The following is a 14,311-nucleotide window of genomic DNA, read 5'->3' on the forward strand; positions in this document are numbered from 1 at the left end:
AACCTCACGGCCGTTACTTCAGACACCCAACAGCGTGCCCGGCACCCCCGCCACTCGTGATCAGCGTTCCACGCTCCGAAGAGCAGTACTGGCAGCCCGAGATGACTGAGAGTGCCGAATAATCAACGTTCCACCCATGAGCAACCACCGCAGAACGTTTGCCTGCGTAGTGGCCTCTGACCTCGTCCCGAAGGACTCGGTGAGAAGTGCTCCTTAGAAAGGAGGTGATCCAGCCGCACCTTCCGGTACGGCTACCTTGTTACGACTTCGTCCCAATCGCCAGTCCCACCTTCGACAGCTCCCTCCCACAAGGGGTTGGGCCACCGGCTTCGGGTGTTACCGACTTTCGTGACGTGACGGGCGGTGTGTACAAGGCCCGGGAACGTATTCACCGCAGCAATGCTGATCTGCGATTACTAGCAACTCCGACTTCATGGGGTCGAGTTGCAGACCCCAATCCGAACTGAGACAGGCTTTTTGAGATTCGCTCCACCTCACGGTATCGCAGCTCATTGTACCTGCCATTGTAGCACGTGTGCAGCCCAAGACATAAGGGGCATGATGACTTGACGTCGTCCCCACCTTCCTCCGAGTTGACCCCGGCGGTCTCCTGTGAGTCCCCATCACCCCGAAGGGCATGCTGGCAACACAGAACAAGGGTTGCGCTCGTTGCGGGACTTAACCCAACATCTCACGACACGAGCTGACGACAGCCATGCACCACCTGTACACCGACCACAAGGGGGCACTATCTCTAATGCTTTCCGGTGTATGTCAAGCCTTGGTAAGGTTCTTCGCGTTGCGTCGAATTAAGCCACATGCTCCGCTGCTTGTGCGGGCCCCCGTCAATTCCTTTGAGTTTTAGCCTTGCGGCCGTACTCCCCAGGCGGGGAACTTAATGCGTTAGCTGCGGCACCGACGACGTGGAATGTCGCCAACACCTAGTTCCCACCGTTTACGGCGTGGACTACCAGGGTATCTAATCCTGTTCGCTCCCCACGCTTTCGCTCCTCAGCGTCAGTAATGGCCCAGAGATCCGCCTTCGCCACCGGTGTTCCTCCTGATATCTGCGCATTTCACCGCTACACCAGGAATTCCGATCTCCCCTACCACACTCTAGCTAGCCCGTATCGAATGCAGACCCGGGGTTAAGCCCCGGGCTTTCACACCCGACGTGACAAGCCGCCTACGAGCTCTTTACGCCCAATAATTCCGGACAACGCTTGCGCCCTACGTATTACCGCGGCTGCTGGCACGTAGTTAGCCGGCGCTTCTTCTGCAGGTACCGTCACTTTCGCTTCTTCCCTGCTGAAAGAGGTTTACAACCCGAAGGCCGTCATCCCTCACGCGGCGTCGCTGCATCAGGCTTTCGCCCATTGTGCAATATTCCCCACTGCTGCCTCCCGTAGGAGTCTGGGCCGTGTCTCAGTCCCAGTGTGGCCGGTCGCCCTCTCAGGCCGGCTACCCGTCGTCGCCTTGGTGAGCCATTACCTCACCAACAAGCTGATAGGCCGCGGGCTCATCCTTCACCGCCGGAGCTTTCAACCTTCACAGATGCCAGTGAAGGTGGTATCCGGTATTAGACCCCGTTTCCAGGGCTTGTCCCAGAGTGAAGGGCAGATTGCCCACGTGTTACTCACCCGTTCGCCACTAATCCCCACCGAAGTGGTTCATCGTTCGACTTGCATGTGTTAAGCACGCCGCCAGCGTTCGTCCTGAGCCAGGATCAAACTCTCCGTGAATGTTTACCCGTAATCGGGTGCACACATCACGAGAGCGGAACAACCACCGGAATAAGGCGGTCGTTCACAACGTCCTCGCTGTGTTTTTTCAAAGGAACCTCGCCCTCTCGAATGAGAGAGACGGGGTATCAACATATCTGGCGTTGATTTTTGGCACGCTGTTGAGTTCTCAAGGAACGGACGCTTCCTTTGTACTCACCCTCTCGGGCTTTCCTCCGGGCGCTTCCCTTCGGTCTTGCGTTTCCGACTCTATCAGACCTTTTCTCGATCCGATTTCCTCGGTGCTTTCCAGGTTTCCGCTCTCGCGTTTCCCTTTCCGGCGACTCCGACTTTATCAGAGATTCTGAGTCGGAATTCCCGCCCCCGCCGGGGACTGGTTCCGGCACACGAGGTGGCCGGGTTCCCGTTCGGGCGGAGCCGTAAACGTACTGGAGCGGGGCGCCCCGATGCAAATCGAGGCGCCCCGCTCCGGGTTCGCACGGTTCAGGGTCCGACGGACCGTCAGACCTCCACCACGACAGGGAGGATCATCGGCCTACGGCGGTAGGTGTCCGAGACCCACTTGCCCAGGGTCCGGCGCACGAGCTGCTGCAGCTGGTGGGGTTCGACCACTCCGTCCTGGGCCGACCGCTCCAGCGTCTCCGTGATCTTCGGGATGACGTCGCCGAAGGCGGAGTCCTCGATGCCGGAGCCGCGGGCCTGGATGTGCGGGCCGCCTGTGATCTTGCCGGTCGAGGAGTCCATCACCACGAACACGGAGATGATGCCCTCGTCGCCCAGGATCTTGCGGTCCTTGAGCGCCGGCTCGCCCACGTCGCCGACCGAGAGGCCGTCGACGTACACGTACCCGGCCTGGACCTTGCCGGAGATCTTCGCCTTGCCCTCGATGAGGTCGACAGCGATGCCGTCCTCGGCGATGACGATGCGGTCGTGCGGAACGCCGGTCAGGGCACCCAGTTCGGCGTTGGCGCGCAGGTGGCGCCACTCACCGTGCACCGGCATCAGGTTCTTCGGGCGGCAGATGTTGTAGAAGTACAGGAGCTCGCCGGCGGACGCGTGGCCCGAGACGTGCACCTTGGCGTTGCCCTTGTGGACGACGTTCGCGCCCCAGCGGGTCAGGCCGTTGATGACGCGGTAGACCGCGTTCTCGTTGCCGGGGATCAGGGAGGACGCCAGGATCACCGTGTCGCCCTGGACGATCCGGATCTGGTGGTCCCGGTTGGCCATGCGGGACAGGGCCGCCATCGGTTCGCCCTGGGAACCCGTGCAGACCAGCACGACATCGTGATCGGGGAGGTCGTCCAGTGTCTTGATGTCCACCACCAGGCCCGGGGGGACCTTCAGGTAGCCGAGGTCCCTGGCGATGCCCATGTTGCGGACCATCGAGCGGCCGACGAAGGCGACCCTGCGGCCGTACTCGTGGGCCGCGTCCAGGATCTGCTGGATGCGGTGGATGTGGCTGGCGAAGCTCGCCACGATGATCCGCTTGCGGGCGTTCGCGAAGACCTGGCGCAGGACGTTGGAGATGTCCCGCTCTGGCGGGACGAAGCCCGGGACCTCCGCGTTCGTGGAGTCGGAGAGGAGGAGGTCGATGCCCTCCTCGCTCAGCCGCGCGAAAGCGTGCAGGTCGGTCAGACGGTTGTCCAGCGGGAGCTGGTCCATCTTGAAGTCGCCCGTGTGGACCACCATGCCGGCAGGCGTGCGGATAGCCACCGCGAGGGCGTCCGGAATGGAGTGGTTGACCGCGACGAACTCGCAGTCGAAGGGACCGATGCGCTCGCGGTTCCCCTCCACCACCTCAAGGGTGTACGGGCGGATGCGGTGCTCCTGGAGCTTGGCCTCGATGAGGGCGAGGGTCAGCTTGGAGCCGATCAGCGGGATGTCCGGCTTCTCACGGAGCAGGAACGGGACACCGCCGATGTGGTCCTCGTGACCGTGCGTGAGGACGATGCCCTCGATGTCGTCGAGGCGGTCCCGGATGGACGAGAAGTCCGGCAGGATCAGGTCGATTCCGGGCTGCTCCTCCTCGGGGAAGAGCACTCCGCAGTCGACGATCAGTAGGCGGCCGCCGTATTCGAAGACCGTCATGTTTCGGCCGATCTCACCGAGGCCGCCGAGTGGGGTGACGCGCAGGCCACCCTCGGGGAGCGGCGGGGGCGTGCCGAGTTCAGGATGCGGATGACTCAAAAGACTCTCCTCACCACGCACGCCACGTACCGGTTGGGCACGTGGCGCGCGTGACGTTCGTGCAGAAGCAGTTGTCGTTGTGGGGTGCAGGCACCGGTGGCCTGCGTATTCAGTTGTGAAGTCTGTTGTGCGCGCCTGGAGCGCGAAGCCTGGTGTTAGAGCTGTACCCCGCCCGCGGCAAGATCGATCTTGAGCTGCTCGATCTCCTCGGCTGAGCACTCCGCCATCGGTGCGCGCAGCGGCCCCGCGGGCAGGCCCTGGAGGGTGAGCGCGGCCTTGGTGGTCATGACGCCCTGGGTGCGGAACATGCCGGTGTAGACCGGGAGCAGCTTCTGGTGGATCTCGGTTGCCTTCTGGACGTCGCCCGAGGTGTACGCCTCCACGAGCGCGCGCAGGTCGGGGGTGACCACGTGGCCGACGACCGACACGAAGCCGACCGCGCCCACGGAGAGCAGCGGCAGGTTCAGCATGTCGTCGCCGGAGTACCAGGCGAGGCCGGAGCGCGCGATGGCCCAGCTCGCGCGGCCGAGGTCACCCTTGGCGTCCTTGTTGGCGACGATCCGCGGGTGCTCGGCGAGGCGGACGATCGTCTCGGTGCTGATCGGGACGCCGCTGCGGCCGGGGATGTCGTAGAGCATGACCGGCAGCTCGGTGATGCCGGCGATGGCCGTGAAGTGCCGGTACAGGCCCTCCTGCGGGGGCTTGTTGTAGTACGGCGTGACGAGCAGGAGGCCGTGTGCGCCCACCTTTTCCGCCGCTCGCGCCAGCTCGAGGCTGTGGCGCGTGTCGTTGGTACCGACGCCGGCCACGACGTGGGCTCGGTCGCCGACGGCCTCCAGTACCGCTCGTACCAGGTCCGATTTCTCCGCGTTGCTGGTGGTGGGCGACTCGCCGGTGGTGCCGTTGATGATCAGGCCGTCGTTGCCTGCGTCCACCAGGTGCGTGGCGAGCCGCTGCGCGCCGTCGAGATCAAGTGCGCCGTCCGCCGTGAAGGGCGTGATCATGGCGGTGAGGACCCGCCCGAAGGGGGTCTGCGGAGTGGAGGTCGGAGCCATGGGTTACACGCTACTCGTTGCGCACGGCCTGGTCTGCCCTAGGGGGGTGCGGGAAAGTCAGGACAAATAAGGAGCCCGGCACTGCCTGCTCGGGGGTTCAAGCAGTGCCGGGTCCGTTTGATCAGGCTAGATGAACTTCTCTAAATGCCGCAATACGGACACTTCATGCGGCTGGGCCGTGCGGCCGTGCCCCGCCCGGGGAACGCCGGTGCCTTACGGCGCCACGCGGCCGTTGGCATTGAAGGCCGCGTGGGTGAGCGGCATGAGCTCGGCCCACGCCTCCTCCATCTTCTCGCCGACCATCTCGATCTCCCGCTGCGGGAAGGACGGGACCTTGGCCAGCTCGTGCTGGGTGCGCAGGCCGAGGAAGTGCATCAGGGAGCGGGCGTTGCAGGTGGCGTACATCGAGGAGAACAGGCCGACCGGGAGGACCGCGCGGGCGACCTCGCGGGCGACGCCCTGAGCGAGCATCTCCTGGTAGGTCCGGTAGGCCTCGCGGTACGACTCCTCCATGGCGTGCTGCACGAAGTCGTGCTGCTCCGGGGTGCCCTCGACGAAGACGTACTTGCCCGGGCGGCCCTGCTGCACGAGCTTGCGCGAGGTGCCCGGCACGTAGAACACCGGCTGCAGCTCCCGGTACCGGCCGGACTCCTCGTTGTACGACCACCCGACGCGGTGCCGCATGAACTCGCGGAAGACGAAGATCGGGGCACTGACGAAGAACGTCATGGAGTTGTGCTCGAACGGGCTGCCGTGCCGGTCCCGCATGAGGTAGTTGATCAGGCCCTTCGAACGCTCCGGGTCCTTGTTCAACTCATCCAGGGACTGCTCCCCGACGGTCGACACCCGGGCCGCGAACAGCACGTCGGAGTCGGCCGCGCTGTGTTTGACCAGTTCGACGGTGACGTCGCTGCGCAGATCGATCTTGAAATCGTCGTCGGGGGTGGGGGTCACGGTTCGGAGGGTCCTTCCCATCTCGTCTCTTGGCGACGCCACTCTACGTCCCACCAAACGGGACGTTCGCCGTCGTGACCGAAGGAAGTCGGTGAAACCGGGCACCTTTTGGGGCACTCGCTCGTCTGTGTTGATGAAAGTGATTCGTTCGATCCCGAAGGGGGACGCACCCTCCATGTTCTGTCGGCGTGAGCCCGTTCCGTTCGCCTTTCTCGCCGAGGCCGACAGGTTCCGCAGCAATATCACTCCCCCACCCCGTGAGCGGGCGTCCGTCGGCCAGATAGCCGGGCGGTGGCTGCTGGGTCTCACCATCGTCGCCGGGCTCGCCGGCTCGCTGGTGGTGGGCACGCCCGCGCTGTCCACCGACACCGGGGCGCAGACTCAGCAGTCCCAGGCCTCCCAGGGGCGCTGACTCCATCGGACCCCCAAGGGTGGTGAGTGGGGACACAGGTCGATAGCCTCACCGGGCACAGCCCATGCATGGAACGAGTGAGGACCAGCCGTGCCCCTGCCCTTCCTGACGGCCGACCGCACATTCGAGACAGCCGACGACGTCGCGCTGCCCTTCGAGGACCTCGACCGCTGGCGGCGCCCCTACCGGCCCGGCCCGTGGCGCGTGGGCGTGGCCGCGCTGTGGCTGCTGCTCGCCTCGTACGTACTGTTCGCCGCGGTCATCATCGCCCTGACGGGCACTCTGACCGCGGCCGCGGTCGTCTTCGGCATTGCGCTGGCCGTCATCGCGGGAGCCCTGAGGCTGCTGCGCATGGGTGTGTGGGTGAGCGCGAGCGGGCTGCGCCAGGTGAGGTTCTTCGCCACGCGTACGGTGCCCTGGCAGCAGGTTGTCGCCGTGCGGACGGTGCAGCAGCCGGTGCGCTGGCTGGGGCTGCCGCGCACGGTGCAGGGACAGGCGCTGATGCTGGTACGGCGCGACCGGGCGGCGGATGACATGCCGACGCTGATGACCACGCACAACGCGGACTTCCTGGCCCGGGTCGCGGCGTTCGACCGGGCCACCGACGCCGTCGAGGTCTGGGCCGCGGAGAACACGCACGGCTGATCGTGCCGGGTACGCGAAGGGGCCGGTCCGCAGCGAGTGCGGGCCGGCCCCTTCGGTTTACGGCTGAGCAGTCGTCGTAGGTCTCAGGCCTCGACGGTCTTGCCGTCGTGGAGGGCGATGGCGCGTTGCATCGCCTTGCGGGCGCGCGGGGTGTCGCGGGCGTCGTGGTAGGCGACGGCCAGGCGGAACCAGCTGCGCCAGTCCTCGGGGGCGGCTTCCGTCTCGGCCCTGCGCCTGGCGAAGACCTCGTCGGCCGAGTCGCGGTCGACCCGGCCGCTGGGGGTGCGCTTCAGTTCGTCGACGGGCAGGGCGCCCTCGGCGTCGAGTTCCGCGGCCAGCGCGTTGGCCCGGCGGACGAACTGGGTGTTCTTCCACAGGAACCACAGGCCGATCACCGGCAGGATCAGCACCGCCACGCCGAAGGTGACGGTGAGGACCGTGCCGGCCTGGATGAGCAGCACGCCACGGCTGCCGACCAGGCCGAAGTAGACGACCAGGACGGCGGCCGTGACGAGGTAGGAGATCTTCGCGCGCATCTGCGAGCCTCAGCCCAGGTCCAGGAAGTGCTCCAGGCCGAAGGTCAGGCCCGGAGTGGTCACCACGCGGCGGGCGCCGAGCAGGATGCCCGGCATGAAGCTGCTGTGGTGGAGGGAGTCGTGGCGGACCGTCAGGGTCTCGCCCTCGCCGCCGAGCAGGACCTCCTGGTGGGCCAGCAGGCCGCGCAGGCGGACCGCGTGCACCGGGATCCCGTCGACGCTGGCACCTCGCGCACCGTCGAGGGCCGTCTCCGTGGCGTCCGGCGCGGGGGCCGTGCCGGCGGCGCGGCGGGCCTCGGCGATGAGCTGGGCCGTGCGCGTGGCCGTACCGCTCGGGGCGTCGACCTTCTTCGGGTGGTGCAGTTCGACGACCTCGACCGACTCGAAGTAGGGCGCGGCGATCTGCGCGAACTTCATCGTCAGGACGGCCCCGATGGAGAAGTTCGGCGCGATGAGCACGCCGGTCTCCGGGGACTCGGCCAGCCAGGCCTTCAGCTGCGCGAGGCGCTCGTCGGTCCAGCCCGTCGTACCGACGACGGCGTGGATTCCGTGCCGTACGCAGTAGTCGAGGTTGTCCATCACCGAGTCCGGCGTGGTCAGTTCGACGGCGACCTGGGCGCCCGTCTCCGCCAGGACCTCCAGCTTGTCGCCCCGGCTCAGGGCGGCGACCAGCTCCATGTCCTCGGCGGCCTCGACCGCCCGTACCGCCTCGGAGCCAATGCGGCCCTTGGCACCGAGGACCGCCACGCGCAGCTTGCTCATCTTTCTTGCTTCCTTACGTCGGATGTTCCGTGATCGGATGTTCCGTGAGTGGACCTGTCAGGCGACGGCGTCGTTCAGCCGGGCCGCCTGTTTGTCCTTCAGCGGGCCGATGACCGACAGCGAAGGCCGCTGTCCGAGGACCTCGCGGGCGACCGCGCGGACGTCGTCCGGGGTCACGGCCGCGATCCGGGACAGCATGTCGTCGACGGACATCTGCTCGCCCCAGCACAGCTCGCTCTTGCCGATGCGGTTCATCAGCGCGCCGGTGTCCTCCAGGCCGAGGACGGTGGAGCCGCGGAGCTGGCCGATGGCGCGGTCGATCTCGTCGTCGGACAGGCCGTGTTCGGCGACCTGGTCCAGTTCGTCGCGGCAGATCTTCAGCACGTCGTGGACCTGTGAGGGCCTGCAGCCCGCGTACACGCCGAACAGCCCGCAGTCGGCGAAGCCCGAGGTGTACGAGTACACGCTGTAGGCCAGGCCGCGCTTCTCGCGGACCTCCTGGAACAGGCGGGACGACATGCCGCCGCCGAGGGCCGTGTTCAGGACGCCCAGCGCCCAGCGGCGGTCGTCCGTGCGGGACAGACCGGGCATGCCGAGGACGACATGGGCCTGCTCGGTCTTGCGTCCGATCAGCTCGACCCGGCCCGCGGCGCGGATGGTGCGCCGTCCGTCGCGCGGACCGATGGGCGCGGAGTCACCGTTCTTGAAGGCGCCGGCCTTCTCGAAGGCCGCGCGGACCTGTCGTACGACCTTGTTGTGGTCGATGTTGCCCGCGGCCGCCACGACCAGGTGGGTGGGGTCGTAGTGCTTCTTGTAGAAGCGGCGGATGCGGTCGGCGGTGAGGGCGTTGACCGTGTCGACCGTGCCGAGGACCGGGCGGCCGAGGGGGTTGTCGCCGAACATGGTGTGCGCGAACAGGTCGTGCACGCAGTCGCCCGGGTCGTCCTCGGTCATGGCGATCTCTTCGAGGATCGCGCCCCGCTCGACGTTGACGTCCTCTTCGAGGATGAGCGAGCCGGTCAGCATGTCGCAGACGACGTCTATGGCGAGCGGCAGGTCGGTGTCGAGCACGCGTGCGTAGTAGCACGTGTACTCCTTCGCCGTGAAGGCGTTCATCTCGCCGCCGACGGCGTCGATGGCGGAGGAGATGTCCAGGGCCGACCTGCGGGTGGTGCCCTTGAAGAGCAGGTGCTCCAGGTAGTGCGTGGCGCCGTTCAGGGCAGGGGTCTCGTCGCGGGAGCCGACGTGCGCCCAGATGCCGAAGGTGGCGGAGCGGACCGAGGGCAGGGTCTCGGTGACGATGCGCAGGCCGCCCGGGAGGGTGGTCTTGCGCACTGTGCCGATGCCGTTCTCGCCCTTGATCAGGGTTTGGGTACGGGCGACGGCCCGCGCCTCCGAGGAGGTGCGGGCCGTCGCCGTGGAGCTACTCGACGTCACTTGTCGGTGTCGTCCTTCTTGTCGTCCTCGGAGCCGCCATCGGACTCAGACTCGCCCTCGACCACGGGGATGAGGGAGAGCTTGCCGCGCGAGTCGATCTCGGCGATCTCGACCTGGACCTTCGCGCCCACGCCGAGGACGTCCTCGACGTTCTCCACGCGCTTGCCGCCGGCCAGCTTGCGGATCTGCGAGATGTGCAGCAGGCCGTCCTTGCCGGGGAGGAGCGAGACGAACGCGCCGAAGGTGGTCGTCTTCACGACCGTGCCCAGGTAGCGCTCGCCGACCTCCGGCATGGTCGGGTTGGCGATGCCGTTGATCGTGGTGCGGGCGGCCTCGGCGGACGGTCCGTCGACCGCGCCGATGTAGATCGTGCCGTCGTCCTCGATCGTGATGTCGGCGCCGGTGTCCTCCTGGATCTGGTTGATCATCTTGCCCTTGGGGCCGATGACCTCACCGATCTTGTCGACCGGGATCTTCACGGTGATGATCCGCGGCGCGTTCGGGGACATCTCGTCCGGCGTGTCGATCGCTTCCATCATCACGTCGAGGATGTGGAGGCGGGCGTCACGGGCCTGCTTGAGGGCGGCGGCCAGGACGGATGCCGGGATGCCGTCCAGCTTGGTGTCGAGCTGGAGGGCGGTCACGAACTCCTTGGTGCCGGCGACCTTGAAGTCCATGTCGCCGAAGGCGTCCTCCGCACCGAGGATGTCGGTGAGGGTGACGTAGTGCGTCTCGCCCTCGATCTCCTGGGAGATCAGGCCCATGGCGATACCGGCGACGGGGGCCTTCAGCGGCACACCGGCGTTCAGCAGCGACATGGTGGAGGCGCAGACCGAGCCCATGGACGTCGAGCCGTTGGAGCTCAGCGCCTCGGAGACCTGGCGGATCGCGTACGGGAACTCCTCGCGCGTCGGCAGGACCGGCACGAGGGCGCGCTCGGCGAGCGCACCGTGGCCGATCTCGCGGCGCTTCGGGGAACCGACGCGGCCGGTCTCACCGGTGGAGTACGGCGGGAAGTTGTAGTTGTGCATGTAGCGCTTGCGCGTCACCGGCGACAGCGTGTCGAGCTGCTGCTCCATACGGAGCATGTTCAGCGTGGTGACGCCCAGGATCTGGGTCTCGCCACGCTCGAACACGGCGGAGCCGTGCACGCGCGGGATGGCCTCGACCTCGGCGGCCAGGGTGCGGATGTCGGTGACACCGCGGCCGTCGATGCGCTTCTTCTCCTTGATCACGCGCTCGCGGACCAGCTGCTTGGTGAGCGAGCGGTACGCGGCGGAGATCTCCTTCTCGCGACCCTCGAACCCCGGCAGGAGCTTCTCGGCGGCGAGCGCCTTGACGCGGTCCAGCTCGGACTCGCGCTCCTGCTTGCCGGCGATGGTCAGCGCGGAGGCGAGCTCCGGGCGGACGGCGGCGGAGAGCGCCTCCAGGATGTCGTCCTGGTAGTCGAGGAAGATCGGGAACTCGCCGGTCGGCTTGGCGGCCTTCGAGGCGAGGTCGGCCTGGGCCTTGCAGAGCACCTTGATGAAGGGCTTCGCGGCGTCCAGACCGGCGGCGACGACCTCCTCGGTCGGGGCCTCGGCGCCACCCTGGACCAGCTTGATGGTCCCCTCGGTGGCCTCGGCCTCGACCATCATGATCGCGACGTCGCCGTCCTCCAGGGTGCGGCCCGCGACGACCATGTCGAAGACGGCGTCCTCGAGCTCGCTGTGCGTCGGGAAGGCGACCCACTGGCCGCGGATCAGCGCGACGCGGACGCCGCCGATCGGGCCGGAGAAGGGCAGACCGGCCAGCTGCGTGGACGCGGACGCGGCGTTGATCGCCACGACGTCGTACAGGTGGTCGGGGTTGAGCGCCATGATCGTGGCGACGACCTGGATCTCGTTGCGAAGGCCCTTCTTGAAGGACGGGCGCAGCGGGCGGTCGATGAGGCGGCAGGTGAGGATGGCGTCCTCGGAGGGGCGGCCCTCACGGCGGAAGAAGCTGCCGGGGATCTTGCCGGCGGCGTACATCCGCTCCTCGACGTCCACCGTCAGGGGGAAGAAGTCGAGCTGGTCCTTGGGGTTCTTGGAGGCGGTGGTGGCCGACAGCACCATGGTGTCGTCGTCCAGGTACGCCACGGCGGAGCCGGCGGCCTGCTTGGCCAGACGGCCCGTCTCGAAGCGGATGGTGCGGGTGCCGAAGGAGCCGTTGTCGATGACGGCCTCGGCGTAGTGGGTCTCGTTCTCCACTAGCGTTTTCTCCGTTACTTTTCGTCTGCGTTGCGTCTTTTGTCCCGATCCGCCCGTGTGGCGGGGGGACGTGCGCGGAGAAGCGCTCCATCTAGTGCGGGCCGGTCTTCGATCGAAGCACCCGGGTTCGCATTGCCCGGGGGCCACTACCGAGGACCGGCGGCGGCGAGGCGCACTTCTCCTCGTGGTGTTGCGTTGTGCTACCACACTACAAAGGGGCGGTGACACTCCGCACGTACAGCAAAGGGAGCGGCCCCCTAAGAGTGGGAACCGCTCCCTTCACGGCGTCTTACTTGGCGCCCGCCGCACCGCGGCGGATGCCGAGGCGGTCGACGAGCGTACGGAAGCGCGCGATGTCCTTCTTCGCCAGGTACTGGAGAAGGCGGCGGCGCTGACCGACGAGGATCAGCAGGCCACGGCGGGAGTGGTGGTCGTGCTTGTGGGTCTTGAGGTGCTCGGTCAGGTCCGAGATGCGACGCGAGAGCATGGCGACCTGGACCTCGGGGGAGCCGGTGTCGCCCTCCTTGGTACCGAACTCGGCGATGATCTGCTTCTTCGTGGCGGTGTCGAGCGACACGTGTACTCCTCGTAGTCTCTGATTGCCACCGAGTGCCCCTGGTCCACTTCTCAGGGGAGCTTCCGTGACTCGGGAGGCGGGGATCCGCTGGGCGCGTCCTCCAGGTGGACCCGGAGGCGCGTACACAAACGGCCGTCACACAGCGTACCAGCACACGGGCACGCTCTTGACAGGCGGCCTGCGCGGCCCCGCCGCCGGTCAGACGCCGCCGCGGACCTTGCCGTAGACGTCGAGGACGGCCAGGCAGATCGGGATCAGGGAGAGCAGCACCAGCGAGTCGGCGATGTCCAGCATGCGGCCCCAGAAGGGGAGAGCCCCTTCTGCGGCACGATCTGGGCGATCGCGATCAGCAGCAGCACACCGGCGCCGACGGAGGCGCCGAGCCACAGGGTGCGGACGTCGACCGGGCCGGAGTTGCCCTGGAGCAGCTCCATGACGACGTCGGCCGGCGGCGAGATCGCGAGGCCGAGGACCAGCAGTCCGAGCGTGACGACACCGGCCACGAAGAGGCAGGTGACCTGGGCGGTGTAGCGGAACAGCCGGGCCCGCAGCATCGCGGCGAGGCCTGCGCACAGGGCCAGCAGCTGGGCCCAGCCGCTGTCGCTGAAGCCGAGCACCGCGCCGCCCGCGCCGATGATGACCGCGGCGCAGCCGCCGACCAGGCCGAGGAGCAGTTCGTGGCCACGGCTGGTCTGGGCGACGATGCGCTGGACGTCGACGGCTTCGAGGTCGCCCTCGTGGCCGTCGCGACGGGCCCTGGCCAGGTCCTCGGGGTTGCGGAAGCCGATCGGCAGCTTGGCGAAGCGGGCGGACCAGCCGGGCAGGAACCCGACGACTGCCAGGGCGACGACCGCGGTGCCGGCGGCGATCTCCCGCGGCTGGGCCTCGGTGAGGACACCGCAGAACACGGCGAGCGTGCCGATCGCGGAGGCGAGTGCGGCGGCCACGAACGGGGCGTCGCCCTGCGGCAGCAGCATGATCAGTACGACGGAGAGCAGCAGGACGGCGACGCAGCCGACGAGGAACTGGAGCCTTCCGGGGCCCTCGCCCGCGTCCTGGGGAATGACGCCGGAACCCGCGATGAGCGCGTGCGGCAGCGCCGAGATGCCGAGCGCGACGGCGGAGCCGCGGTCGTCGTAGACCCGGGCCCGTACGCCGGCGAGCGCCGTCAGGGCGAGCGCGGTCACGCCGGCGAGGATGCCCTGCAGGCCGTGCATGTCGTGCCGGATCGGGTCCGCGAACCAGAAGACGAAGCCGAGCATGACCAGCAGCAGCGATCCGGCGACGAGACCGGCGAGCCGCATCAGGTTGTCGTTCCAGCTGCGCAGGTCCTGCTTGACCGCGGCGGCGATCGCGTCCACCACGTCGTCGTGCACGGCCGGCGGGAGCGAGTCGGCGAAGGTCCGCAGCAGCAGCACCTCACCGTCCCTGACCCGGTGCTCGAGCAACGAACGGCTCGCGTCGAGCACTTGACCCTCGCGGGTCACAAGGTGGTAACCGGAAGGACTGCTGTCCGACTGGACCAGGCCCGAGAGCCTGATGATCTCAGGAAAGAGGTCCTGGATCGGCAGGTCCTCCGGCAGCGCGACATCTACACGGCTGTCCGGCGCTGCGATGGTGATTCGGCAGAAACCTGTCGAAGTCCCCGTGCTCACCTGGTGTTCCCCCTGCTAGACATGACTTCCTCGCGCCGCTCGTACGACACGGAGCGCCACCATATCCGTTGCGGTACCCGGGAAAGGACCTACCTCCCCCATTCCTCCCAGGACCTGC

Annotated in this window: 10 protein-coding genes, 1 rRNA gene and 1 pseudogene; 2 read left to right on the forward strand and 10 right to left on the reverse strand. The window is 67.3% G+C overall.

Going from position 1 to position 14,311, the window contains the following annotated elements; genetic code table 11:
- Positions 1 to 217: 217 nt before the first annotated feature.
- The 4 genes from OHO27_RS10850 to thyX all read right to left on the reverse strand — a co-directional run bounded on the left by OHO27_RS10850 (position 218) and on the right by thyX (position 5,938).
- Positions 218 to 1,742, reverse strand: a 16S ribosomal RNA gene (locus OHO27_RS10850).
- A gap of 501 nt (positions 1,743 to 2,243) precedes the next feature.
- Positions 2,244 to 3,929: a ribonuclease J gene (locus tag OHO27_RS10855; RefSeq protein WP_328422672.1), complete on the reverse strand. Its 1,686-nt coding sequence runs from the start codon at positions 3,927 to 3,929 to the stop codon at positions 2,244 to 2,246.
- Positions 3,930 to 4,084: 155 nt separating this feature from the next.
- Positions 4,085 to 4,984, reverse strand: coding sequence for a 4-hydroxy-tetrahydrodipicolinate synthase (gene dapA / locus OHO27_RS10860; RefSeq protein ID WP_328422674.1), 900 nt, complete (start codon positions 4,982 to 4,984; stop codon positions 4,085 to 4,087).
- Between the two features lie 213 nt (positions 4,985 to 5,197).
- A complete protein-coding gene (gene thyX, locus OHO27_RS10865; RefSeq protein WP_328422676.1) occupies positions 5,198 to 5,938 on the reverse strand; it encodes an FAD-dependent thymidylate synthase in 741 nt (246 codons plus the stop codon).
- A gap of 175 nt (positions 5,939 to 6,113) precedes the next feature.
- Between thyX and OHO27_RS10870 the strand changes: the two genes are divergently transcribed.
- A complete protein-coding gene (locus tag OHO27_RS10870) occupies positions 6,114 to 6,350 on the forward strand; it encodes a hypothetical protein (RefSeq protein ID WP_328422678.1) in 237 nt (78 codons plus the stop codon).
- Positions 6,351 to 6,440: 90 nt separating this feature from the next.
- Positions 6,441 to 6,995, forward strand: a complete 555-nt coding sequence (locus tag OHO27_RS10875) for a PH domain-containing protein (protein ID WP_328422680.1) — start codon at positions 6,441 to 6,443, stop codon at positions 6,993 to 6,995.
- An 83-nt stretch (positions 6,996 to 7,078) separates the two neighbouring features.
- Here OHO27_RS10875 and OHO27_RS10880 read toward each other — a convergent pair whose 3' ends face one another.
- From OHO27_RS10880 to eccD, 6 genes and pseudogenes are all read right to left on the reverse strand, one after another.
- On the reverse strand, positions 7,079 to 7,531 hold the full coding sequence (locus OHO27_RS10880) for a hypothetical protein (RefSeq protein WP_328422682.1): 453 nt from the start codon (positions 7,529 to 7,531) through the stop codon (positions 7,079 to 7,081).
- Between the two features lie 9 nt (positions 7,532 to 7,540).
- On the reverse strand, positions 7,541 to 8,293 hold the full coding sequence (dapB, locus tag OHO27_RS10885) for a 4-hydroxy-tetrahydrodipicolinate reductase (protein ID WP_328422684.1): 753 nt from the start codon (positions 8,291 to 8,293) through the stop codon (positions 7,541 to 7,543).
- 57 nt (positions 8,294 to 8,350) lie between these two features.
- Positions 8,351 to 9,730 (reverse strand): M16 family metallopeptidase, encoded by a 1,380-nt coding sequence (locus tag OHO27_RS10890; protein ID WP_328422686.1) that lies wholly within the window; start codon positions 9,728 to 9,730, stop codon positions 8,351 to 8,353.
- Entirely contained in the window at positions 9,727 to 11,961 is a 2,235-nt protein-coding gene (locus tag OHO27_RS10895; protein ID WP_328422688.1) for a polyribonucleotide nucleotidyltransferase, read from the reverse strand. The genes OHO27_RS10890 and OHO27_RS10895 overlap by 4 nt, the downstream gene beginning before the upstream one ends.
- Before the next feature lie 289 nt (positions 11,962 to 12,250).
- Positions 12,251 to 12,538, reverse strand: coding sequence for a 30S ribosomal protein S15 (gene rpsO / locus OHO27_RS10900; protein ID WP_328422690.1), 288 nt, complete (start codon positions 12,536 to 12,538; stop codon positions 12,251 to 12,253).
- Positions 12,539 to 12,736: 198 nt separating this feature from the next.
- Positions 12,737 to 14,193: pseudogene (eccD, locus tag OHO27_RS10905) on the reverse strand (type VII secretion integral membrane protein EccD).
- Positions 14,194 to 14,311: the final 118 nt, after the last annotated feature.

It is taken from the genome of Streptomyces sp. NBC_00443, assembly GCF_036014175.1.
Taxonomy (GTDB): Bacteria; Actinomycetota; Actinomycetes; order Streptomycetales; family Streptomycetaceae; genus Streptomyces.